Here is a 24810-nt window from a genome sequence, read left to right as displayed (position 1 = left end):
CACTTTTAAAATATATCATTATATAGCAAGCAAGCTCACCATTATCAATGAAGCTAATTATTTATAATATAACTAGTTAAAAAGATGAATTTATGTTCATTTATAACTAAGCTTGTCGATAACTGATGCTACCTAACTTTCTCACACACAATCAGCCATTGCACTTTTTGCTAGAAAGAGTATAATTTTGGGGCTTTGATTTTGTCCGTGTTGGGCAAAAGAAAGATTATTTTTTAATTTAAGAGGATGTTATGGTAACTATTCGTTTAGCTCGTGGTGGCTCTAAAAAGCGCCCTTTTTATCAAGTAGTTGTCACTGATAGCCGTAACCCACGTGATGGTCGTTTTATTGAGCGCGTTGGCTTTTTTAATCCAATTGCACAAGGTAAAGCAGAAGAATTACGTTTAGATCTTGATCGCGTAAATTATTGGGTTGGTTTAGGTGCTACTATTTCTGATCGTGTTAATACATTGATCAAACAAGCACAAAAAGCTGCTTAATTAAGTAATAGTGTAAAGATGAATACTGAGAATCTAATCGTTGTTGGTAAACTTGGTTCAAGCTACGGCATTCGTGGATGGCTCAGGATTTTTTCGTTTACAGAATTTCCAGATAGTATTTTTGATTACAAACCTTGGTATATCCAGCGTGCTGGAAAATGGCAGGAAGTAATCGTTGAGAGCTTTAAACCTCATAATCAAGATATGATTGTCAAACTCAAAGGCGTTGATGATCGAGATCAAGCCAATGCGTTAACTAATGCTGAAGTATTCGTTGATGCAGAAGAATTGCCTGAGCTTAATCAAGGCGATTTCTATTGGAAGGATTTGATTGGCTGTAGTGTGAAAACAATTAACGGTTATGATTTAGGTCAAGTAACTGATTTAATGGAAACCGGTTCTAATGATGTGTTGGTTGTTAAAGCAAATCTAAAAGATGCATTTGGAGCAACAGAACGTTTAATTCCTTTTGTTGAAGAACAATTTATTAAACAAGTTGATTTAACAACAAAAATGATTGTGGTCGATTGGGATCCCGCATTTTAATCGGTAAGGTAAGAATATGTGGATTGGCGTAATTAGCCTTTTTCCCGAAATGTTCCAAGCTATTACCTGTTATGGTGTAACTGGTCGAGCAGTAAAAAACGGACTGTTAACAGTAGAATATTGGAACCCGCGCGATTTTGCGCATGATAAGCATAAGACTGTCGATGATAGGCCTTATGGTGGTGGTCCCGGCATGTTAATGATGGTACAACCACTTAGAGATGCGATTCATGCTGCGAAAGCAGTAGCAGGTGAAAATACAAAAGTAATCTATCTTTCCCCACAAGGGCGCAAATTAAACCAACAAGGTGTTTGCGAGTTGTCACAATATCAAAAATTGATTTTGATTTGTGGTCGATATGAAGGTATAGATGAACGCGTTATCCAAACCGAAATTGATGAAGAATGGTCAATTGGGGATTACGTGTTAAGTGGCGGTGAATTACCGGCGATGACAATGATTGATGCATTAGCAAGGTTTATTCCAAGTGTATTGAATCATGAATCATCAGCAGAAGAAGACTCTTTTGCGAACGGTTTACTTGATTGTCCACACTATACCAGACCTGAGGTGTTAGATGGAATGGCGGTGCCTGATGTGTTAATGTCTGGTCACCATGAAGCGATTCGTCGCTGGCGATTGAAACAATCACTAGGACGAACTTGGTTGAGAAGAGAAGATCTTCTTGAAAATCTAGCTCTGACTGATGAAGAGCAACGTTTACTCACTGAATTCCAATGTGAATATCGTGATAAACCGAGCCATTAATATTTCAGTATAACTAGTAAGAGACAAAATTATGAAAAATGCAATTATTCAGCAATTAGAACAAGAACAAATGAAAAAAGACATCCCGTCTTTTCGTCCGGGTGATACGGTAGAAGTTAAAGTATGGGTTGTTGAAGGTAACAAAAAACGTCTTCAAGCATATGAAGGTGTGGTTATTGCAATTCGCAATCGTGGTTTACATTCTGCATTTACAGTACGTAAAATTTCGAATGGCGAAGGTGTTGAACGAGTATTCCAAACTCACTCACCAACTGTTGATTCAATTACTGTGAAACGTCGTGGTCAAGTACGTCAAGCTAAACTTTACTACTTACGCGAACTTCGTGGTAAAGCGGCTCGTATTAAAGAGCGCCTTAACTAATTCAAATTGGTTAATATTTAATAAACTATTAAAATTATATCCAATTAAATATGGTCACCTTTATGGTGACCGTTTTTATGTGTATAGTTGATTCCCGCCAACAATTGTTGACAGATTTCAAGCAATATCTAAAGCTATAAAGGGTAATACTATGGATAACTATCTTGTTGAAATTCTCGCCACCACAACCAAGTTATTCGCTTTAATGACGCCACCAGCAGTGCTAAGTGCATTCTTAAGTGGTACTAAACAATATGATGAACAACAACGCCGAAAGACTGCACTTAAAACATCGTGTGCCGTTTTTATTATTGGTATTGTGTTATTCTTTTTTGGTAATGCCATGTTTAGTGTGTTTGGTTTTACACTCGATGCTTTTAGAATTGGGTCGGGAGCATTGCTATTTATTACCGCTGTTTCATTGATGAATGATTCACCTGAAAAAAATAAAATTCATACTGATGATGATGATATTAGTGTGGTTCCTCTTGCAATACCTTTATGTATGGGACCAGCCTCCATTGGTACGATTATTGTTATGGGGACAAGTTCGGTAGGTATGCAAAACCTGATTGGCGCCCTTTCGCTATTGATTGCCTCAAGCGGTATTTATGCCATGTTACTATGCGCAAAAAGCATTGCTAACGTTTTAAAAAATACTGGTATTGCAATTTTGTCAAAGCTTACTGGGTTATTAATATCAGCTATTGCCGCTCAAGTTGTATTTACTGGCGTCTCTGCATTTTTAAAATAAGTTTTATAATTCAGATAATTAAAATTTCAATTCTAACAGTAAGTAATCACCTACAATTGATAGTTAAGGTGATTACATAAACTGATAATAAAGTTAATCGGATTTACGTTTTTTGAAAAAGTAATATGAAGCTAAAATTACGAAAATTAAGATTATCTCAGATAATAAAATAAAATGCCCTGATTCACCAAACCATACCCCAACAATAATAATAATGTTAACAGTAATAGAAATCATCGCTAACCAAGGAAATAGCGGAGATTTAAATTTGATCATATCTTTAGAGTATTTGCCTTCATTCACTCCCTTACGAAATTGATATTGGCACCAAGCAATAATAATCCAAGCAAAACAACCAACTTGTCCAGTACTCGCTACCAGATAGAGGTATAATTTTTCAGCAGCAATATATTTAGAAAACAGCGAAACTAACGCAATAATTGCGATAAATAATATTCCTTTAGTTGGCACGCCTCGTTTATTGACTTCTGAAAAGTATTTTGGTGCTAAATCATCCTGAGCCATCGACCATAGCATTCTCGAGCTGGCATAAACAGCCGAATTAGCGGCCGATATTGCAGCACAAAAGATAACAAATAGCATCACATATGAAGCAAAGGTAATCCCGGCTTTATTGAATACCCAAACAAATGGGCTAATTTCATTATGGGTTGCTCCATAAGGGTAAACTAGTGCTAACACCTCAATCGCTAACACATAAAACAAGATAATACGAAAAGCCACACCAGTGATAATTTTTGGCAATACGCTTTGAGGTGATTGCGCTTCACCAGCTGCACTACCAATTAATTCGACGCCCTGAAATGAATAAGTAACAATTGTCATACAAACAAAAATTGATAAAAATCCACTAGGAAACCAACCTTGTTCGGTTTTAAGTGTTGGTAATACATGTGTTTGATTATATTGATGATAGAGTAAATAAATACCAACAGCTATAAATGCAATAATGGCCAATACTTTTATCGTTGAAAACCAGTATTCACTTTCGCCAAAAGCTCTAACAGACGTTAAATGGACACAAGTAATAACGGTTAAAATAATTAGACTAAGAATATAGATGGGAATAGAGGAAAAAACTTGGTGAGCGATCATCGAAGCTGCAGTTAAGTCAGCAGCCATAGACAGTACCCAGCTTAACCAATATAACCAGCCAATGGTATAACTCCAAATAGGATGTGGAATAAACATTAGTGCATAATGCTGAAAAGAACCCGCATGTGGGAATGCACAAGAAAGTTCACCTAAGCAAAGCATGGTCGACAGCATAATACTACCCGCAAGTAGATATGCGATAATCGTTCCTAATGGTCCAACCGTGCTAAGTGGTGCTGCAATACCAATAAATAATCCAGTTCCTATTGAGCCACCTAACGAAATCATCAATAAATGACGATTTTTTAAGTTTTTCTTTAAGGTACTGGGATAAGGACTTTCTTGAGATTCTGATGTTGCCATGTAAACCGCCTAGTAATCAATAATAGCTGCTGGTTGCCCAGCAGCTGATAGATATTAATAAACAAACCGTTTTTCTACACCATTGGTTTGGCAAGCCATAAGTAGGGCTGTATAATCAAGCTCAAACCCAATCATATCGCCAACACGTAATGTTTCAGAAACATCTTCAATATCAACAATAGTATGATCGCTGGTTTGACCTAAGACCGTAATGTTGTCATTAATCGGTATACAGCTTTCTGCTGGCACATCTTGACGGCCAAAAGCGAGAAGCGCGCGTTTACGAGTACCATGATCAACAAAAGTTTTACTGTTCAAAAAGGCATCAACACCTAATTCTCCAACAGGAACGGTTGGTTTACTATTAAGCTCGATGATTTGTGCATACAATTTATACATGTCACTACAAGCTTTTTCTACAGGTTTGTTTGAGTGATGAAACTCATCAAGATATTTCATATCCACATACTCAATACCAAACTCATGTAAACCACCAATTCGAATGTGATTAAGCCCTTCTGGCCAGATCCCTTTATCAAGCAGATGGTAACTTGTACAATTACCAGCTGATAGATACTTGATCTTGATATTACAAGCTTCTTCTACTTTACGCGCTATGTGTAAAAAATCCACACCATTTTTAACAGTTGGTAGAACAGTACCATAGCAGTTGAAGTTAGTCCCAAGCCCATAAAGCTCAACACCCGGTAAAGATAAGATTAGTTTGACTGTTTCGATGATATCATCGACATGTTCAAACCAAATACCTTCACGTAAATCGCCCATATCAAACATTAAAAGTACTTGATGGACTTTTTGTTGTTTTACCGCTTCATCAGAAAGTGCTTGGATAACTTGTTTTTCACTGTTTAAGCTAATATCTGCGTATTTCACTACTTCACTGATCTCACTTAAACAAGGACTACGTAATAAACAAGTTTTACAATTTAAAGCATCTTTAAGTTTCTTCAAATTGTAGGTCCTTGATTCAGCAATAACATCAATACCACCATCAAGCACCGCTTTGGCGGTTTCAACACAGCCATCAAAGACTTTATTTACCGCCATCACTTCAATGCCGTGTTTAGCAAGAAGCTCTTTTTCAACACGGGCATTGTCTTTTAATTTACCTAAATCAATTTCCAATATAGGTTTGTACATAAATTTACTCCTCTATATCTTATTGCAAGCGGTTACGTCTTTGTGCGCGATGGTATATCCATTCAGCTAACACAATTGCAAGCACTGCACCACCAACAATTTTAGCGATGTACTCAACATATCCACCCATATCAATTTGTGCTGGTGGAATAAAGACTAAGATCACCGCAAATAGCGTAGATAAGAAACCTAAACCAGGTAAAATAATTGGTAAAACTTTACCAGGAATCTTGAAGCTACGTGGTACATCTGGTTGAGTAATACGTAAGCGATAGTACGCAATAAACATCACTAAATAAGGAATAAAGTAACAAATGGTTGTTAATGCAGTTAACATCCAATATGCAGCAGCAATACTTGGTGATACGAATGTTGAGAAACAAAGTACCGTTACAATTATTGCTTGGATAACTAAAGCAAATGCTGGTGTTTGATATACAGGATGTAATCGACCAATACGTTCACCAAGTAAGTTATCTTCTTTTGATGCTTCTTGTAACATATAGATAGGACCAACTAACCATGAGTTAATTTGACCTAATGCACCAAAGAACAAACAAATTGCCATTACTGGTAATAACCAAGGCATGTGTAGCTCTTTAGCAGCAGCTTCCATCGCTTGCATTACACCGGCAACAATATCAGTATCAGCAGCTGGTAATAAGGTATTAATTGCCCAAGTACCAATCATATAGATACCAACGATAACAACTGCAGATACCGCCATCGCTTTAGGGAAGTCACGTTGTGGATCACGAGTACGACCAGCGATCATTGGTGCAACTTCTAGCCCTGCAAAAGCAAACATCATGCTTGATAAAAATACAATAGTATCCCAGCTACTTAAATCCGGAATCCAATCACTAACATGGCTATAATCAGTTGCCATTGGATGACCAGTCATTAACCATACAATAGCTAATAACACGATAATAGCAGCAGGAATAAATACACCTAACCATGCACTAACACTGTTAATGATTTTAGTCCATTTCATGCCTTTGATATTCATTAACGTTAAGATCCAGAATACTGCCATGGAGCCAACACCAATAAATACCTGATTCTGAGCAAGTTCAGGGCTAAACATATAACCAATTGCAGTAAAACCAAACTGCAACATTAATGGGAAGAAAAGCACACATGAAAACAGGAAGCAAACAACCACTATCCAACCGACACGTTTACCAAATGCTTCTTTTACCCATACAAAGATCCCACCATCTTTTGGCCAGCCTGTTGAAAGCTCACCACAAACCATGGCTAATGGAAAAAACAAACAAAATGCAGCAAGTAGCCAAAGCACCATTGCTGACGCTCCGTAAGGAGCAACATTAGGAATTTGACGTAAACTCAATATTGCAATGACATTCATAAACACAATGTCTTTAATACCAAGTAAACTTGAATCTTTAGAATCACTCATAATAACCTCACATAATAACAACTGGGGCAGTTATTGCCCCAGCCAGTTCATGATTAATACACGTCGTATCCAACCATATCCTCGTAAGTGTCTTCACGGCGAATCAATCGATCTTTGCCTTCTTTATCAATCATAACAACAGCAGTACGTGGGCGGTTGTTATAAACTGTTTGGCTTTCGATGGTATAAGCACCGGCATCAAGGAAAGCAATGATATCGCCAATTTGTGTGTCTTTAGGTAATAAGAATTCTTCACCTTTAACACCCACATGGAAATAGTCACCACCGTCACATAATGGACCCGCTAATTTAATGTACTCATCATGTTGCTCAGTGATTCTTGATGCATCATAAACATAGAAGAACCAATCAAAGTGTTGACTGTCAGATAATACGCTATAACCCGCATCAACAAATTTCCATTCAACATGTTCTTCGATGTTACCGTCTAAATCGTAATTAGTTTTACGTTTTTCACAAGCAACTTCAGTTAATAGCACACCAGCAGAACCGGTTACTTTACGACCAGGTTCGATACAAATTTCAACGTCAGTACGCCATTTATGCACTTCACTGATTACCGCATCGGCGAAATCTTGTGCAGTAATACCAGCATACATATTGTCTTCTAATGGATTACCATTTTCTTCATCATATTTATATGGAACAGGAATACCACCACCAACGTTGATTAAATCAAATTTAATGCCAAGAACTTCTTCTAGACGGCGTGATTCATCAACTAATACTTTGGTTGCTTTGGCAAAAGGTTCTGCTTCTGGTACTTGATCCCCTACGTGCATATGTAAACCACGTAAATGAACATAAGGCATTTCAAGAATACGACGGCAAGTCTCTTCAGCTTGTTCTAAGTCGATACCAGATTTAGCGTGATAAGCGGTTACTAATTCTGCGTGAGTTGCTGACGGTACATTTGGTTCAACACGCACACAAACATTTGCAACTTTTTTCAAACGTCGAGAAATCTCATCAATAATATCAAGCTCATATAGGCTATCTACGTTGATGATGTAAAGATCGTTTTGGATAGCAAATTCTAAATCAACCGGTTTTTTAACCACACCGTTGAAAACAATTTGGCTACCTGGGAAACCGATTTCTAAACATTTACGAACTTCAAACATTGAGTTAGCTTCTGCATAGATACCCGCATCTTTAATCGCTTTAAGCACACCCATTACTGAACATGTTTTTGACGCATAGAAAATCTTAGTATTTGGATGAGCTTTAAACGAATCTTTGATCTCCTGAATATTACGGTCAATTTCTTTTTCAGAAAATACGTAAAAAGGTGTTGGATATTTCTTTGCTAATTCTTCCAAATTCACACCATCAAAACAAAGTTTGCCGCCTTGAGCACTGAAACGACGATCTTTAGTTATAAGATCTGTGCGTATTTTGTTATAATTTGACATAATTGTGTCGGACATATGACCTCCAGTTAATTAGTACATAAAAAAGGTAAGTAAAAAGATTACTCACTTACAATGCAATCAACGTGCCAACTTAAAAAAACACAAACAATCAATTGTTTAACAGAATAATTACAAATTTAATATTAGTCATTTAGTAAAAAATATGTTTTTATGACAAAAATTTGTCACTTTTTTTAGTAATAATTGAAAGATATTTAAATTAACGCTCGCTATACTTAGTAAGAATCCAACTTTCAAAAGGTTTTAGTATCATGATAATTGATCCTGAATTATTACAAGCATTGGAAATATTTAAACATTTTTTTGATCTAATACATCAGCCTATGGCTATTATTGACAAAGAAGGTAAATATATTTACTACAATCAGGAAAGTGCAGAACTTGATGGCTATCCAATGGAACAAGCCATAGGTAAACCAATGCTTAAAGTTTACCCTAATTTGAAAAAAGAAGATAGTACTATGCTACAAGCTTTACATGGTAAAGAATATCAAGATACCTATCAAACCTATTATAATCATGTGGGCAAATTAGTTGATTATCAACATACAACGGTTCCTCTTTATAATCACAAAAAAGAAATTATTGGCGCGGTTGAAATTGGTCGTAATTTATCTAATGTTAGACAACTGCAAGATCAGGTATTCAGTCTTAATAGAAAATTATATCAAAATAAAGAACAACCATTACCAGAAATCGTTTTTGCTTCAAAAAAAATGCAACAGGTGATCGACCAAACTAATATTTTAGGTAGTAATGATGTGCCAGTATTAATTGTTGGCGAAACCGGCACAGGGAAAGAGCTATTTGCTAGATTAATTCACCAAACTAGCCAACGCCGTGATAAAGCGTTTATTTCACTTAACTGTAGCGCTTTGCCTACAACATTGATTGAAAGTACTTTATTCGGGACTGTCAAAGGAGCGTTTACTGGAGCTGAAAATCGCCAAGGTTATCTTGAACTTGCTAATGGTGGTACGTTATTTCTTGATGAACTTAACGCGATGCCACTTGAAATGCAAAGCAAACTGTTACGATTCTTACAAGAAAAAACCTATTGGCCACTAGGCGGGAATAAAGAGCAACATGCTGATGTTCGAATTGTTGCAGCTATGAATGAATCACCAGCCGATTTGTTAAAAACCGGCAAAATGCGTAGTGATCTATTTTATCGATTAAATGTCGGATTAATTAAACTGCCAGCACTACGCGAAAGACAAGAAGATATTCCTGTATTGGCAAGATACTTTATTGATAAACATAAAACTGATATAAGCGTTGTGATTACTGGTATTAGTGAACATGCATTACAGCAACTTATGTCAGCGCCTTGGCCAGGTAATGTGCGAATGCTAGAAAACGCTATTGTCCGTAGTATGGTTTTACAAAATGAGCCAGGAGAATTGCAGCAGATTATTCTGGATGAAGAATTATTTGACCTTCATAGCCCTTATTCACAAGATGAAGCCAAGCTTGAAAAACCGACTACCAGCGAAATAACTGGTAATCTTACCGAACAAGTCGAAAATTATGAAAAGCAACTTATTATTGATGCATTAAATCAGGCCAATGGGAAAATTATTACAGCGGCAAAATTACTCGATGTTTCGCGAACCACCTTACAATATAAAGTTAAGAAATATGATATACATATGGGAGTAATTGATAATTAATCAAAGGCTTGCGCGCAAGCAAATGCACTGCTCCAAGCCCATTGGAAATTATAACCACCTAGCCAACCAGCTACATCAACAACTTCACCAATAAAATAGAGATTGAGGTGATTTTTCGCCTCCATCGTCTTTGACGATAAAGCATCACAGCTCACACCACCCAAAGTTACCTCAGCTGTACGATAGCCTTCCGTTCCATTCGGTGTAACCATCCACCTAGTTAATGTTTGGTAAAGCACTTGCTGCTGAGTCGGCGTTAACTGCTTAACGGTTAAATCGGCTATCAAATTTAATTGCATCAAAGCTTCAATTAACCGCTTCGGTAATATTTGCGCCAAACAATTTTTAATGCTTTGATTGCGATTATTTTCTAACAAGAGTTGAAAATCACCTTCAAAGCTTACGTCTGGTAACAAATTAATGGTAATGGCGTCACCTGCTTGCCAATAACTAGAGATTTGTAAAATCGCTGGTCCAGATAATCCTCGATGAGTAAACAGCAAATTCTCTTTAAAAGATATTCGTTCATTAGATACTTCAACCGGCACGGCAATGCCCGACAAAGTGGATAATACTTCTAGCAAAGGTTTATGTAAGGTAAATGGCACCAACCCTGCTTTTACGGGCACAACAGGAATCGAAAATTTTTCGGCAATTTTATATCCGATAGCGGTCATACCTAGTGCTGGCATAGATTGCCCACCAGTTGCTACAATTAATTTATCAGTATGAACAAAACCTTGTGAAGTCGATAATTTAAATCCTTGCTGCTCAGCCTCAACATCTTCAAGCTGAGTGTTTAACATGAATTTAACTTGCCCCTTTTGGCACTCTTGGGCAAGCATATCAACAATATCTTGCGCTGAATTATCACAAAATAACTGTCCATGATCTTTTTCATGATAGGCAATACTGTATTGATTAACCAGTTGAATAAAATCCCATTGAGTAAAGCGCTTTAATGCAGACTTACAAAAATGACGATTTTCTGAAATATAATGGGTTGATTCTACGTTAAGGTTGGTAAAATTACATTTACCACCACCAGACATTAAAATTTTGCGTCCTAATTTTTTACCATTATCAATAACAGTTACATCATAACCTTTTTGTCCTAATAATCCGGCACAAAAAAGCCCAGCAGCACCCGCACCAATAATTGTAATTTTATTTTGCATATAAGACCTATTACCCCATAATAAAGATTATCTATTATATAAGAGTAGCGATTCTAACTCACTCATTCTTGAAAAAATGTGTAAAAATCGCCAATTTTGATGCTCAAAAACCCCGTTCCTCAACTTTTTTTTAATCAAATATTAATTATTATTATGAGAAAAAAACCAATTTCTGAAACTTTTGTCTCTATTAAATTTTAATTATAGTATAAACAAATAGTTAATATGAGATATTAGCTTCATTAATAAATATAGACTGAGTTATTAAAAGATTGACTTATAAGTAATATTTATTTGACCAAAAACCTATTTTTAATTACCTTCACACCTATTATGGGATTAATGCCTATATCTTCTCAAAAAATAATAACGATGAATTAGAGGCAATGATATGTTATATAACCAGCATCATGAGAAAGATAACTGCGGATTTGGTTTAATCGCTCATATAGAAGGGCAACCAAGTCACAAAGTGGTGCGTACTGCAATCCACGGACTTGCTCGAATGCAACACCGTGGTGCCATTTTATCCGATGGTAAAACGGGCGATGGCTGCGGGCTTTTAATGCAAAAACCAGATCGATTTTTTAGAGTTGTCGCAGAAGATGCCGGATGGCGTTTGGCAACAAACTATGCTGTAGGCATGCTATTTTTAAGCCAAGATGAAGCCGAAGCCCAAGCAAGCCGTGATATTGTAGAAGAAGAGCTAGCCGAAGAAACTCTATCTATTTTAGGTTGGCGTGAAGTACCAATTGATAAAAGCGTTCTGGGTGAAATCGCCCTGTCATCACTACCAAGAATCGAACAAGTTTTTGTTAATGCCCCTGCTGGATGGACAAAAATTGATTTAGAGCGTCGTTTATATATGGTACGACGCCGCATAGAAAAACGTGTGCAAGATGATACGTTTTACGTATGTAGTTTTTCAAATCAGGTCAATATCTATAAAGGCTTATGTATGCCTAAAGATTTACCTAGATTCTATTTAGATTTGGCTGATATTCGTATGGAAACAGCTATTTGTTTATTCCATCAACGTTTTTCAACCAATACCGTACCGCGTTGGCCACTTGCTCAACCATTTAGACATTTAGCCCACAATGGTGAAATTAATACTATCGAGGGTAATCGGCAATGGGCTAAAGCGCGATCTTACAAATTCAAAACGCCACTTATACCCGATTTACAAGATGCCGCGCCGTTTGTTAATGTTACAGGCTCGGATTCAAGCTCGCTAGATAATATGCTTGAATTATTTTTAGTAGGCGGTATGGATATTGTTCGTGCTATGCGTTTACTTGTACCTCCTGCATGGCAAAACAATCCGGATATGAATGAAGATCTCCGTGCTTTTTTTGATTTCAACTCTATGCATATGGAACCGTGGGACGGCCCTGCAGGTATCGTTATGTCCGATGGACGTTATGCCGCTTGTAACTTAGATCGTAATGGCCTTCGCCCTGCACGTTATGTGATTACCACTGACAAACTAATTACTTGTGCATCCGAAATTGGTATTTGGGATTATCAACCAGATGAAGTAGTGACCAAAGGACGTGTTGGCCCCGGTGAATTACTAGTGATTGATACTGAAGAAGGTCGCATTTTACAATCGTCAGAAACGGATAACGATTTACAAAAACGTCATCCGTACAAAGAATGGATGGCTAAGAATGTAAAACGACTGATTCCATTTGAAGATCTTCCTGATGATGATATCGGCTCTCGTGATTATGACGATACTTTACTAGCTACTTACCAAAAACAATTTGGTTATAGCAGTGAAGAACTTGACCAGTGTATTCGAGTCTTAGGTGAAAATGGTCAAGAAGCAACAGGCTCTATGGGCGATGATACGCCATTTGCGGTATTATCAAGTCGTCCTCGCTTAATTTATGATTACTTCCGACAAAAATTTGCTCAGGTAACTAACCCACCTATCGACCCATTGCGTGAAGCACACGTGATGTCGCTATCAACGAGCATTGGTCGTGAAATGAATGTGTTTGCTGAAGCTGAAGGTCAAGCTCATCGAGTTGCTTTTAAATACCCGGTATTAGTTCATTCGGATTTTAAACAATTAACGACCTTAGAATCACGCTACTACAAATCTGAAACGCTTGACATCACTTATGAAATTGATGGTAGCTTACGTGATGCAATTGAACAATTATGTGGTGATGCCGAAGCAAAAGTACGTGAAGGAACTGTACTACTAATCCTATCTGATAAAAATATAGCGCCAGATCGCTTACCTATTCCAGCCCCAATGGCTGTTGGCGCAGTGCAACAACGTCTAGTTGAAAAAAATCTACGCTGTGATGCCAATATCATTGTTGAAACCGCAAGCTGTCGAGATCCGCATCAGTTTGCAGTCTTGCTAGGGTTTGGCGCAACTGCAATCTATCCATACTTAGCTTATGAAACTTTAGCGCAAATGGTCGATAATGGTACGATGAATAAATCTTACCGTGAAGCGATTATTAATTACCGTAATGGTATTAATAAAGGCTTATATAAGATTATGTCAAAAATGGGGATTTCAACAGTCGCTTCTTACCGTTGCTCTAAACTATTTGAAGCAGTTGGTCTCCATGAAGAAGTCGTTGAGCTATGCTTCCAAGGTGTAACTAGCCGTATCAGTGGTGCCAATTTTGAGGACTTTGCTCAAGATCAGTTTAATTTATCTAAAAAAGCATGGTTACGACGTAAACCATTAGAACAAGGTGGATTACTCAAATTTGTTTATGGTGGTGAATACCACGCTTATAATCCAGATGTGGTGCAATCACTACAAAAAGCAGTTAATGAAGGTAATTATGAAGATTATCAACGTTATGCGGATATTGTAAATAATCGACCACCAGCAACTCTACGAGATTTATTAAAACTAAATCCTCCTGAAAACGCGGCTATTTCGCTTGATGAAGTTGAACCAGAATCATCATTGTTTAAACGCTTTGACTCCGCTGCCATGTCAATCGGTGCCTTAAGCCCAGAGGCGCATGAATCATTAGCTGAAGCAATGAATACATTAGGTGGTTTTTCTAATTCTGGTGAGGGTGGAGAAGATCCCGCTCGTTACAACACGATAAAAGTATCACGTATCAAACAAGTGGCTTCTGGTCGATTTGGTGTTACACCAGGCTACTTAATGAGTGCCGATGTTATTCAAATCAAAGTAGCCCAAGGCGCAAAACCAGGTGAGGGAGGACAATTACCTGGTGATAAAGTCACCCCTTATATTGCAAAATTACGTTTTTCTGTGCCGGGGGTAACATTAATTTCACCTCCACCACACCACGATATTTATTCAATTGAAGATTTAGCTCAATTGATTTTTGACTTGAAACAGATTAATCCAACTGCAATGATTTCGGTTAAATTAGTCTCTGAACCAGGAGTAGGCACTATCGCAACAGGGGTTGCTAAAGCATATGCAGATTTAATCACCATTTCAGGTTATGACGGTGGTACTGGTGCCAGCCCATTAACATCAGTTAAATATGCGGGTTCCCCTTGGGAGCTTGGCTTGGTTGAAACCCAGCAATCATTAGTTGCTAACGGGTTACGTCATAAAATACGTTTGCAAGTTGATGGTGGGTTAAAAACCGGGGCAGATATTGTAAAAGCTGCAATTCTAGGCGCTGAAAGTTTTGGTTTTGGTACTGGGCCAATGGTTGCATTGGGTTGTAAATACCTCCGTATTTGTCACCTAAATAACTGTGCAACCGGCGTGGCCACTCAAGACGAAAAATTACGTAGCGAACATTATCATGGATTGCCAGAAAAAGCGATGAACTACTTCCGTTTTCTTGCGCGTAATACTCGAGAAGTTATGGCTGAACTTGGTGTTAGACAAATTGTTGATTTAATCGGTCGTACTGATCTACTTATTGAACTAGATGGTATTACTGCAAAACAGCAAAAACTGGATTTATCAAGTTTACTTAAAACAGCATCACCTATTGAAGGCAAACCAGTTCACTGTATTGAAGATAACAAACCATTTGATAAAGGTGTGCTTAATAAAGAGATCATAACTCAAGCACAAGATGCGGTTGATAATCGTCAAACTAAAAGTTTCTACTTTGACATTCAAAATACAGATCGCTCTGTTGGTACCACTTTATCCGGTTATATTGCTAAAAAATATGGCGATCAAGGCTTGGTTACCTCCCCTATTTCGTTGAACTTCAATGGTACTGCTGGTCAAAGTTTTGGCGTTTGGAATGCTGGTGGTGTGGATTTAACCCTTACAGGGGATGCTAATGACTATGTTGGTAAAGGCATGGCTGGTGGTCGCATTGTCATTCGTCCACCACAAGGTTCTGCATTTTTGAGCCATGAAGCAACCATTGCTGGTAATACCTGTTTATATGGCGCAACTGGCGGTAAATTATTTGCTGCTGGTCGGGCGGGTGAGCGTTTTGCTGTGCGTAACTCTGGAGCCATAAGTGTCGTTGAAGGCATTGGTGATAATGGCTGCGAATATATGACGGGCGGAATTGTCTGTGTTTTAGGAAAAACTGGCGTAAACTTCGGTGCTGGTATGACTGGTGGTTTTGCTTATATTTTAGATACCGATGGTGATTTGCATAAGCGTATTAATAAAGAGTTGGTGGAAATGTTAAATGTAGCTGACCACTCGATTCATGAAGAACATTTACGTGGTTTAATCATGGAACACGCACAGCTTACTCACTCATCTTGGGCAGAAGAGATATTAGCTAATTGGGAAGATTTTGCGAAACAATTTGTTTTAGTTAAACCAAAATCTAGTGATGTTAAAGCGTTATTAGGTCACCGTAGTCGCTCTTCAGCAGAGCTACGTGTGCAAGCACAGTAAGGAGAAAACACGATATGAGTCAAAATGTTTATCAGTTTATCGATTTACAACGTGTTGATCCGCCTAAAAAATCGCTAAACGTCCGTAAAATTGAGTTTGTTGAAATTTATGAAGGCTTTTCAGCCTCGCAATCTCAAGCACAAGCAGATCGTTGTCTGGCTTGTGGTAATCCTTATTGTGAATGGCGCTGTCCAGTACATAACTATATCCCAAATTGGTTAAAATTAATTAATGAAGGGAAGATTTTAGAGGCGGTTGAGCTATCTCACCAAACCAATAGTCTACCAGAGGTGTGTGGACGAGTTTGTCCGCAAGATCGTCTTTGTGAAGGTTCCTGTACTTTAAATGCTGAATTTGGAGCCGTAACTATTGGCAGTATTGAACGTTATATTACTGATGAAGCCTTTAAAATGGGATGGAAACCAAATCTATCTAACGTTGAAAAAACTGGACTAAGAGTCGCAATTATTGGTGCAGGCCCTGCTGGATTAGCTTGCGCTGATGTCTTAGTACGTAATGGTGTTACACCAGTTGTTTTTGATCGTCATCCGGAAATTGGGGGCCTATTAACTTTTGGTATTCCTGCTTTCAAATTAGATAAAGAAGTCTTAATTCACCGCAGACATGTCTTTACCGAAATGGGAATTGAGTTTCGCCTTAATACTGAAGTGGGTAAAACTGTACAATTAGCCGATCTCATCAATGAATTTGATGCAGTTTTTGTTGGTACTGGTACTTATCAATCAATGCGTGCAGGCCTAGAAAATGAAGATGCCGATGGTGTTTATGATGCCCTACCATTTTTAATTGCTAATACCAAACATATTATGCAACACCAACAAACTGATGATGCGCCTTATGTCGATATGAAAAATAAACGCGTCGTGGTATTAGGTGGTGGTGATACAGCAATGGATTGCGTTCGAACGTCTATACGTCAAGGTGCAACTGAAGTGACTTGCGCCTATCGCCGTGATGAAGCTAATATGCCGGGTTCTAAACGCGAGGTTAAAAATGCTAAAGAAGAAGGCGCACAATTCCAATTCAATGTACAACCTCTGAGCATCGAAATCAATGATGCCGGTCATGTTACTGGTGTAAAAATGGTAAGAACGGAGCTTGGCGAACCTGATGCGAAAGGTCGTCGTTCTCCGGTGATAATTCAAGGATCGGAATTTGTACTTCCGGCAGATGCAGTTGTAATGGCATTTGGCTTTAAACCTCATTCTATGACGTGGTTAGCCGAACATGGTGTTGATTTTGATGATAGAGGGCGCATAATCGCACCACAAAGCAAAGGTTACCAAACCAGCCATCCAAAAATCTTTGCTGGTGGTGATGCGGTAAGAGGATCGGATTTAGTGGTGACTGCCATTAGCGAAGGTCGCAAAGGGGCAGAAGGGATTTTAGATTACTTAGAAGTATAAAGTGATTAACTAAGTAAACCTTATTTCCATTCCCTACTGAGTGGGAGTAAGGCTTATTACTTAATATTTATTGATCTGCCTAAACCATAACGTTTATTGATTACAACCTAAATATCGTCATTTATCGGGTTGAAATCGCCAATGCATATTCACTTTGATAATTGGCATTAATGACTATTAGCTGATACCATGAAATTGTATCAACGAATAACCTTTAGTTATTGTATTATTTGGTTATAAATAGACAATCTGAGAACCATTTTCAGGATTTTTAGTCGCCTCAGCAAACCCTTCTAAGAAAAAGGCTAGATGATCAGCTTCATCCCCTAAAAGGCGCCCTTTGACTTTATTCCAAGTTAATAACACGATAGCTGCTTGTGGTTCACAACAAATTAACATCGGTTGTTCAAGTTCTTCATTCCAATAAAACTCACCGCCGTATAATTTTTGGGCTGTCAGTAATAAGTAACAACCATACTCTTGAGCAATCATATTAAGCTGTTCTTCAGGGATACTAAAATTTTTATCAGCTAATTCACCAATAATAATTTCAACAACAGAAATACTTTTTTCGGAATAATCGAGCTGGTTAATACTCCACGTTGGGCTATGTAAAATGGCATTTTGTGCCCATGCTTCGATTTCTTGATATAATTCATTTTTTTGTTCAGTCATTTTGATTTACTTCGCTAGATAATTGTTCAGATTGTTTGACAATTTGCCATGCATCTTCCATTTCTTCAAGTGTTGCATCAATTAAATTGTGATTTTTTTGTTTAAGTAATAATTCTACCTGCTTAAAACGCCTTATAAACTTGTTATTGGCATTTTGTAAACATAACTCAGATTTAACTTTTAAATGTCTGGCTAAGTTAACGGTGGCAAAAAATAAGTCGCCAAGCTCTTCTTCAATTTTGGATTGATCTTGTGCGGTTTTATTCAATTCCTCTTCCACTTCGCTAAGCTCTTCTTTAACTTTATCAATAACAGGTTTTAACTCTACCCAATCAAATCCAACTGATGCACAGCGTTTTTGTATTTTTTCAGCTTTCATTAATGCTGGAATGGCGGTGGGAATATCATCTAATAGTGAATATTGTGCTCGTTTATCACGTTCTTGTTGCTTAAGTTGTTCCCAATTTGGCTTAACAGTAGTATCATTTGAAAAGACATGGGGATGACGACTAATCAGCTTATCAGCAACAGAGAGGCAGATATCATCAAAATTAAATAAACCTTGTTCATTTGCTAAGTCAGCATAAAAAACAATCTGAAACAGTAGATCACCCAGTTCATTTTTAAGTTCAGCCATATCTTTTTTTTCTATGGCATCTAAGACTTCATAAGTTTCTTCTAGAGTATATGATTTTAATGATTCAAAAGTTTGCTTACTGTCCCATTCGCAACCTTTAATTGGATTACGTAATTGTTTAGTAATAGCTTGTAAACGTTCTAATTGGTTCACGATATTTCTCACAAAGTAGTAATTGTTAAATAACATTGTATCAAAACAAAATAGTAATGTTTTAATAACTAAATAGTAAGCATCCAAAATTTAATAAAAATATTTCCATTTAAAAACAATGGATAAAAATTTAAAAACAATAAAATCACACAGATTTACACTCAAAACACACAATTAAGTATATAATACATTTAATTTAAACTTAAAAAACACTAAAAATATGAATAAACTACGAGAACTTACATTTAGAGGTATTATTCTTGGTGCACTGATAACAATGATTTTTACTGCATCAAATGTTTATCTGGGCTTAAAGGTCGGTTTAACTTTTTCATCTGCAATTCCTGCAGCTGTAATTTCTATGGCGATTTTGCGGTTTTTCCCTAATTCAACCATTTTAGAAAATAATATGGTTCAAACGCAAGCTTCTGCTGCAGGGACATTATCTTCAATCATTTTTGTTATTCCGGGCTTATTAATGATGGGATACTGGCATGATTTCCCATTTTGGTTAACCTTTGCTGTATGTTTGGCTGGTGGTATGTTAGGTGTGTTATTTTCTATACCGCTTCGACATGTCATGGTAGTAAAAAGCGATTTACCTTACCCTGAGGGTGTTGCTGCTGCCGAGATATTAAAGGCTGGGTCAAAGGCAGAAGGAAATGACGCTAATGGTGGATTAAAAGATATTTTATTCGGTGGCGTAATTGCTTCTTTAGTCAGTTTATTTACTAATGGATTTAAACTGCTATCTGGAAATACAGCTTATTGGTTCACAGCAGGCAAAGCAATATTTCAAATACCCTTAGGGTTTTCTTTAGCATTATTAAGTGCAGGCTATCTAATTGGTATTATTTCAGGTATTGCAATACTACTTGGGACTATTATTGCTTGGGTATTTGGCATACCGATTTTAACAGTTATCAACGGTTATGATTCAAGTTTACCTTTATCTCAAGTTGCCATGCAAATTTGGGACAACGATATCCGTTTTATTGGTGCAGGAACGATTGCTATTTCAGCTGTTTGGACTTTGCTCTCTTTAATAAAACCAGTTATTGAAGGAGTGAAAATTTCTTTTAAAACTCTACGTTCAGATGTGTCAATAAAAGACACAACAGAACGCGATCTATCCCCTAAATGGATTTTTTCTATTATGGGGATGATGTTAGTCATTTTAGTCGTGACTTTTTATTCATTTATAGCTGATAGTGGCTTATCTACAGGCATAGCTTGGTCATTAGTTGCATGTGCGGTATTGTTTTCTTTTATTATGGGTTTTTTAGTTGCTGCAGCTTGTGGATATATGGCTGGTTTAGTCGGATCATCAGCAAGTCCTATGTCTGGTATTGCAATAGTTGCAGTTATTGCTGTTTCACTTATTTTATTAGGACTAGGTGAAATTAATGGCATGTTATCAACGATTGAAGGATCGAATTTTGCAACAGCATTAGCATTATTTACGACAAGTACTGTTTTAGCAATAGCATGTATATCAAATGATAATTTGCAAGATTTAAAAACAGGTTATCTAGTCAATGCAACGCCATGGAAGCAACAAGTTGCTTTATTAATTGGTTGCTTTGTGGGTGCTTTAGTTATAGCTCCTATTCTAGAAACCTTATATCACGCTTACGGCTTTACAGGCGCTGTTCCTCGCAGTGATATGGATCTTTCTCAAGTTTTAGCCGCTCCTCAAGCATCTTTAATGACAACTATTGCACAAGGTATTTTTTCGCATAAACTTGATTGGACAATGATTTTTATTGGCCTAGTATTAGGGGGAATAATTATCATCACTGATTTAATTTTTGCTAAAAATAACTCAAAATTTAGATTACCAGCTCTTGCTGTCGGATTAGGCATTTATTTACCACCAAGTGTTACTACACCGATTTTTGTTGGCACATTACTATCTTGGATTATTAAACGTTATACTTATGCTAACGCAAAGAAAAATAATGTTGATCCAGAAATACAATTTAAAAAAGTGGATAGCAAAGCAGCATTAATTGCATCTGGCTTAATAGTTGGTGAAAGTTTAATTGGCGTTATATTAGCGGTAGTAATTGTGATAAGTATTACTAATGGAGGAAGTGATGCCCCATTGGCAATATTTAAAAACTTAGGTGATTTACCACAATACCTAGGATTATTGGTATTTATCCTTATCTGTTGGCTTTTTATTCGCAGAGCTTTGTCGGCAATAAAAAGTAAAATTTAAGTGATATTAATATTTAGGCAATTATTACATTAATTATTAAATATGATTTTTATTCAACATATTAATAAATAATCTTATTTTATCATTTTCCGCATTGTTTACCGTATCAATCATAAATATTCGATTCAAATGCAATGCGGATAAATCACCAGTAAAACGTATTGCATAAAGTTCTTTTTTTGTTAGCATAGCTTGTTTTTAGAGTAATAGATGGCAATATTATGATTGTTTTTGATTCTATCCAAATTCGTCGTGGTGTTAATCTGCTTTTAGATAACGCTTCAGCAACAATTAATCCTAAACAAAAAGTTGGATTAGTAGGTAAAAATGGTTGTGGTAAATCCACCCTTTTTTCATTAATTAAAGGCGAAATTCACTCTGATGCTGGAAGTGTATCAATACCTACACAATGGCAGCTTGCTTGGGTTAATCAAGAAACACCTGCTTTAGATGTTCCAGCTATTGAATACGCTATTGACGGGGATCGAGAATATCGCCAATTAGAACAAAAACTAACGATTGCTAATCAAGAAAATAATGGTGAGCAAATTGCGATTATTCACGAACAACTCGATACCATTGATGCTTGGACAATACGGGCAAGAGCCGCAACACTATTACATGGTTTAGGATTTTCTAACGAACAACTCAATTTACCGGTTAAATCCTACTCGGGCGGTTGGCGGATGCGACTAAATTTGGCGCAAGCTTTAATGTGCCGTTCTGATTTACTGCTGCTTGACGAACCAACTAACCACCTTGACTTAGATGCAGTGATTTGGCTTGAAAAATGGTTGAGTAATTATCAGGGAACGCTTATTTTAATCTCTCATGACCGAGACTTTTTAGATCCACTTGTTAATAAAATTATTCATATTGAACAAAAAAGTTTATTTGAATATACCGGAAACTATTCTTCATTCGAAAACCAACGTATAACTAAATTGGCACAACAACAATCATTATACGAAAGTCAGCAACAAAAAGTCGCCCATCTGCAAAGCTATATTGATCGCTTTAGAGCAAAAGCAACCAAAGCAAAACAGGCTCAAAGCCGAATTAAAATGTTAGAAAAAATGGAGCTTATTGCACCGGCACATGTGGATAATCCTTTCCATTTCAATTTTAAACCTTCTGAATTTTTACCAAGTCCATTATTGATGATGGATAAAGTGGTTGCTGGTTATGGAGATAAAATCGTCCTTGAAAAAATTAAATTAAATCTTGTTCCCGGTTCGAGAATTGGTTTATTAGGACGGAACGGAGCTGGTAAATCGACTTTAATTAAATTATTAGCGGGAGAATTACAACCTAAAGAAGGTCATATTAATTTAGCCAAAGGTATTCAATTAGGCTATTTCGCTCAGCATCAGTTAGAGTATTTGCGTGGTGAAGAATCCTCACTTTGGCATTTAACCAAGCTTTCTGATCCTAAAATAACAGAACAAGAATTGCGTAATTACTTAGGTGGTTTTGATTTTCATGGCGATAAAGTCAATGAACCTGTAAAAACATTTTCAGGTGGTGAAAAAGCTCGATTAGTTTTAGCATTAATTGTTTGGCAAAAGCCAAACCTACTGTTACTTGATGAGCCAACTAACCATTTAGATTTAGATATGCGCCAAGCATTAACTGAAGCGCTTATTGATTTCGAAGGCGCGTTAGTTGTTGTATCGCATGATCGCCACTTACTACGTTCAACAACTGATGAGTTTTATTTAGTTCACGATCACAAAGTTGAACCATTTAATGGTGATCTCGATGATTATCAAAAATGGCTTGCCGACGAGCAGAAAGCGGAAAATCAGCCACCACAACAAGATGATAGTCATAATGACAATAGCAAAAATCTTTCTGCACAAGACCGTAAAGAACAAAAACGCAAAGAGGCCGATCGGCGAGCACAAATGCAACCGCTGAAAAAACAGTTACAAAAAGAGGAACAGACGCTCGAACAGTTAAGTAAGCAATTAAAATTGATTGAAGGGCAATTAGCCGATTCCTCTATTTATGAAGCAGATAAAAAGAGTGAGTTAACACAATTATTATTACAACAAAGCCAGTTAAAAGGTAAGCAAGAAGAGTCAGAATTGGCATGGTTGGATTTACAACAACAACTTGAAGAGTTTGAATCGGCATAAAACGATTGGTAAGAATTGATAAAAACCATGGAGTATAAGTCAATTCAGATATCGCCTTATTAATACTGTTCTACATTAATAAGCCAAAAAAAATCACAGAATTAATTCTGTGATTTTTTATATGGGTATTTTGAGATATTAGCTTTTTTCGACTTGGCTAAAATCAAGTTCAACCGGTGTTGAACGACCAAAAATTGATACCGATACTTTTAGGCGACTTTTTTCATAATCAACTTCTTCAACTACACCATTAAAGTCTGCAAACGGTCCTTCATTAACTCGAACAAGTTCACCTGGTTCAAATAGGGTTTTAGGACGTGGTTTATCACCAACTTGTTGTAAACGATTCATGATAGCGTCAACTTCACGCTGGCTTATTGGTGCTGGTCGATCTGATGTTCCACCGATGAATCCTAAAGTTCTTGGAACACTTTTAACTAGATGCCAAGTTGCATCGTTCATCATCATTTCAACTAAAACATAACCTGGGAAAAATTTACGTTCACTTTTACGGCGTTGACCGCTTTTCATTTCGACAACTTCTTCGGTTGGTACTAAAACTTCACCAAAAGAATCTTCCATATTATGTAATTTAATATATTCACGTAATGATTGTGCAACACGTGCTTCATAGCCAGAATAAGCTTGGATCACATACCAGCGTTTTTGTTGTGTTTCACTCATATTAACGCCCTATTAATGTTAAATAAAAGATGACTGAACGGAACAAAGAATCCATACCCCAAAGAGCTGTACCAACAATAATTGTAATAACAGCTATTAATAAAGTTGTTTGTACTGTTTCTTTACGAGTTGGCCATACAACTTTTCTTAACTCTTTTCGTGATTCTTGCAGAAATGTTATAAATGATTTTCCTTTATTGGTTGTAAATGCAATAAATAAGGTTAAAAGCGAAATGACAACAACCGCAATGATTCGAACAACTGTATTTGGTTGATATATATCATTAGGCGCAGAGAAATAAGAATTTCCCCAAACAATTAACGCAATTAATACTAGAACCAAAACCCATTTAAACTTGTCTAGAACTGTGCTTGTATCTTGACTCTCGTTACTTACTAGCATATAGAACCTATAATTATGTTATTTATAATATTATCCATTTTCCAAAATGCTCTTTTTAATAAAAACATTTTGCTAAACAGACTAGATAAGAAAGGGCATCAAACGACACCCTTTCTAAATAGTGCTTGCTTTAATTATTTAATAACCTTAGCAACAACACCAGCACCAACAGTACGACCACCTTCACGGATAGCGAAACGTAAGCCGTCTGCCATTGCGATTGGGTGAATTAATGATACTGTCATTTTGATGTTATCACCTGGCATTACCATTTCTACGCCTTCTGGTAATT

The 24810-nt window shown here is 36.8% G+C and carries 19 protein-coding genes and 1 pseudogene; 10 read left to right on the top strand and 10 right to left on the bottom strand.

The features are described 5' to 3' along the window. Positions 1-251: 251 nt before the first annotated feature. The 5 genes from rpsP to J3U18_RS03290 all read left to right on the top strand — a co-directional run bounded on the left by rpsP (position 252) and on the right by J3U18_RS03290 (position 2951). Entirely contained in the window at positions 252-500 is a 249-nt protein-coding gene (gene rpsP / locus J3U18_RS03310; protein ID WP_065563724.1) for a 30S ribosomal protein S16, read from the top strand. A gap of 18 nt (positions 501-518) precedes the next feature. Next, on the top strand, positions 519-1046 hold the full coding sequence (rimM, locus tag J3U18_RS03305; protein ID WP_267352915.1) for a ribosome maturation factor RimM: 528 nt from the start codon (positions 519-521) through the stop codon (positions 1044-1046). Positions 1047-1062: 16 nt separating this feature from the next. Further along, a complete protein-coding gene (gene trmD / locus J3U18_RS03300) occupies positions 1063-1815 on the top strand; it encodes a tRNA (guanosine(37)-N1)-methyltransferase TrmD (protein WP_267352914.1) in 753 nt (250 codons plus the stop codon). A gap of 31 nt (positions 1816-1846) precedes the next feature. Then, on the top strand, positions 1847-2197 hold the full coding sequence (gene rplS, locus J3U18_RS03295) for a 50S ribosomal protein L19 (RefSeq protein WP_065563727.1): 351 nt from the start codon (positions 1847-1849) through the stop codon (positions 2195-2197). A 151-nt stretch (positions 2198-2348) separates the two neighbouring features. After that, positions 2349-2951, top strand: coding sequence for a MarC family protein (locus J3U18_RS03290; RefSeq protein ID WP_065735090.1), 603 nt, complete (start codon positions 2349-2351; stop codon positions 2949-2951). A 93-nt stretch (positions 2952-3044) separates the two neighbouring features. On the opposite strand, the gene J3U18_RS03285 is transcribed toward J3U18_RS03290, so the two are convergent. From J3U18_RS03285 to lysA, 4 genes are read right to left on the bottom strand one after another with little or no spacing between them, the layout of a single operon-like run. Next, entirely contained in the window at positions 3045-4430 is a 1386-nt protein-coding gene (locus tag J3U18_RS03285) for an amino acid permease (RefSeq protein ID WP_267352913.1), read from the bottom strand. A gap of 54 nt (positions 4431-4484) precedes the next feature. Continuing rightward, complete coding sequence (locus J3U18_RS03280; protein WP_267352912.1) at positions 4485-5591, bottom strand: alanine/ornithine racemase family PLP-dependent enzyme; 1107 nt, start codon at positions 5589-5591, stop codon at positions 4485-4487. Between the two features lie 19 nt (positions 5592-5610). Further along, positions 5611-7017, bottom strand: coding sequence for an APC family permease (locus J3U18_RS03275; RefSeq protein ID WP_065563731.1), 1407 nt, complete (start codon positions 7015-7017; stop codon positions 5611-5613). A gap of 53 nt (positions 7018-7070) precedes the next feature. Then, on the bottom strand, positions 7071-8468 hold the full coding sequence (gene lysA, locus J3U18_RS03270) for a diaminopimelate decarboxylase (protein WP_065563732.1): 1398 nt from the start codon (positions 8466-8468) through the stop codon (positions 7071-7073). Between the two features lie 254 nt (positions 8469-8722). Between lysA and J3U18_RS03265 the strand changes: the two genes are divergently transcribed. Then, positions 8723-10147: a sigma-54 interaction domain-containing protein gene (locus J3U18_RS03265; RefSeq protein WP_416380381.1), complete on the top strand. Its 1425-nt coding sequence runs from the start codon at positions 8723-8725 to the stop codon at positions 10145-10147. Here J3U18_RS03265 and J3U18_RS03260 read toward each other — a convergent pair. Beyond that, complete coding sequence (locus tag J3U18_RS03260; RefSeq protein WP_267352910.1) at positions 10144-11325, bottom strand: NAD(P)/FAD-dependent oxidoreductase; 1182 nt, start codon at positions 11323-11325, stop codon at positions 10144-10146. The two genes, J3U18_RS03265 and J3U18_RS03260, sit on opposite strands and share 4 nt — an antisense overlap. A gap of 391 nt (positions 11326-11716) precedes the next feature. Here J3U18_RS03260 and gltB point away from each other — a divergent pair, with 391 nt between their 5' ends. Together gltB and J3U18_RS03250 are read left to right on the top strand one after the other, a co-directional pair. Continuing rightward, positions 11717-16174, top strand: coding sequence for a glutamate synthase large subunit (gene gltB, locus J3U18_RS03255; RefSeq protein WP_267352909.1), 4458 nt, complete (start codon positions 11717-11719; stop codon positions 16172-16174). A gap of 14 nt (positions 16175-16188) precedes the next feature. Continuing rightward, positions 16189-17601 carry an FAD-dependent oxidoreductase gene (locus J3U18_RS03250; protein ID WP_267352908.1) on the top strand — a complete coding sequence of 471 codons (1413 nt, stop codon included), beginning with the start codon at positions 16189-16191 and terminating at the stop codon, positions 17599-17601. Positions 17602-17835: 234 nt separating this feature from the next. Here the strand turns inward: J3U18_RS03250 and J3U18_RS03245 are convergent, their stop codons facing one another. Further along, positions 17836-18276, bottom strand: coding sequence for a hypothetical protein (locus J3U18_RS03245; RefSeq protein ID WP_065735074.1), 441 nt, complete (start codon positions 18274-18276; stop codon positions 17836-17838). Next, positions 18269-19066: a nucleoside triphosphate pyrophosphohydrolase gene (gene mazG, locus J3U18_RS03240; protein ID WP_065563738.1), complete on the bottom strand. Its 798-nt coding sequence runs from the start codon at positions 19064-19066 to the stop codon at positions 18269-18271. Before mazG ends, J3U18_RS03245 begins: the two co-directional genes overlap by 8 nt. 220 nt (positions 19067-19286) lie before the next feature. Between mazG and J3U18_RS03235 the strand changes: the two genes are divergently transcribed. Next, positions 19287-21290, top strand: a complete 2004-nt coding sequence (locus J3U18_RS03235; RefSeq protein WP_267352907.1) for an OPT family oligopeptide transporter — start codon at positions 19287-19289, stop codon at positions 21288-21290. Between the two features lie 221 nt (positions 21291-21511). After that, complete coding sequence (locus J3U18_RS03230; RefSeq protein WP_267352906.1) at positions 21512-23431, top strand: ABC transporter ATP-binding protein; 1920 nt, start codon at positions 21512-21514, stop codon at positions 23429-23431. 138 nt (positions 23432-23569) lie between these two features. Here J3U18_RS03230 and nusG read toward each other — a convergent pair whose 3' ends face one another. The 3 genes and pseudogenes from nusG to J3U18_RS03215 form a co-directional block, all read right to left on the bottom strand. Continuing rightward, positions 23570-24115, bottom strand: coding sequence for a transcription termination/antitermination protein NusG (gene nusG / locus J3U18_RS03225; RefSeq protein WP_065563741.1), 546 nt, complete (start codon positions 24113-24115; stop codon positions 23570-23572). 1 nt (position 24116) lies between these two features. Continuing rightward, the gene (gene secE, locus J3U18_RS03220) at positions 24117-24518 is read right to left on the bottom strand and encodes a preprotein translocase subunit SecE (protein ID WP_065563742.1); all 402 of its coding nucleotides are present in this window, start codon (positions 24516-24518) and stop codon (positions 24117-24119) included. A gap of 134 nt (positions 24519-24652) precedes the next feature. Beyond that, positions 24653-24810: pseudogene (locus J3U18_RS03215) on the bottom strand (elongation factor Tu); the annotation flags it as partial.

Source organism: Gilliamella sp. B3482 (assembly GCF_026536805.1).
GTDB classification, from domain to species: Bacteria; Pseudomonadota; Gammaproteobacteria; order Enterobacterales; family Orbaceae; genus Gilliamella; species Gilliamella apicola_E.
Note: the sequence above shows the minus strand (reverse complement) of the source record. Positions and strands in the feature narration are given on the sequence as shown.

Coding starts and splice junctions, on each gene's coding strand:
- rpsP (WP_065563724.1), top strand. CDS start 252: ATGGTAACTATTCGTTTAGCTCGTGGTGGCTCTAAAAAGCGCCCTTTT.
- rimM (WP_267352915.1), top strand. CDS start 519: ATGAATACTGAGAATCTAATCGTTGTTGGTAAACTTGGTTCAAGCTAC.
- trmD (WP_267352914.1), top strand. CDS start 1,063: ATGTGGATTGGCGTAATTAGCCTTTTTCCCGAAATGTTCCAAGCTATT.
- rplS (WP_065563727.1), top strand. CDS start 1,847: ATGAAAAATGCAATTATTCAGCAATTAGAACAAGAACAAATGAAAAAA.
- J3U18_RS03290 (WP_065735090.1), top strand. CDS start 2,349: ATGGATAACTATCTTGTTGAAATTCTCGCCACCACAACCAAGTTATTC.
- J3U18_RS03285 (WP_267352913.1), bottom strand. CDS start 4,430: ATGGCAACATCAGAATCTCAAGAAAGTCCTTATCCCAGTACCTTAAAG.
- J3U18_RS03280 (WP_267352912.1), bottom strand. CDS start 5,591: ATGTACAAACCTATATTGGAAATTGATTTAGGTAAATTAAAAGACAAT.
- J3U18_RS03275 (WP_065563731.1), bottom strand. CDS start 7,017: ATGAGTGATTCTAAAGATTCAAGTTTACTTGGTATTAAAGACATTGTG.
- lysA (WP_065563732.1), bottom strand. CDS start 8,468: ATGTCCGACACAATTATGTCAAATTATAACAAAATACGCACAGATCTT.
- J3U18_RS03260 (WP_267352910.1), bottom strand. CDS start 11,325: ATGCAAAATAAAATTACAATTATTGGTGCGGGTGCTGCTGGGCTTTTT.
- gltB (WP_267352909.1), top strand. CDS start 11,717: ATGTTATATAACCAGCATCATGAGAAAGATAACTGCGGATTTGGTTTA.
- J3U18_RS03250 (WP_267352908.1), top strand. CDS start 16,189: ATGAGTCAAAATGTTTATCAGTTTATCGATTTACAACGTGTTGATCCG.
- J3U18_RS03245 (WP_065735074.1), bottom strand. CDS start 18,276: ATGACTGAACAAAAAAATGAATTATATCAAGAAATCGAAGCATGGGCA.
- J3U18_RS03235 (WP_267352907.1), top strand. CDS start 19,287: ATGAATAAACTACGAGAACTTACATTTAGAGGTATTATTCTTGGTGCA.
- J3U18_RS03230 (WP_267352906.1), top strand. CDS start 21,512: ATGATTGTTTTTGATTCTATCCAAATTCGTCGTGGTGTTAATCTGCTT.
- nusG (WP_065563741.1), bottom strand. CDS start 24,115: ATGAGTGAAACACAACAAAAACGCTGGTATGTGATCCAAGCTTATTCT.
- secE (WP_065563742.1), bottom strand. CDS start 24,518: ATGCTAGTAAGTAACGAGAGTCAAGATACAAGCACAGTTCTAGACAAG.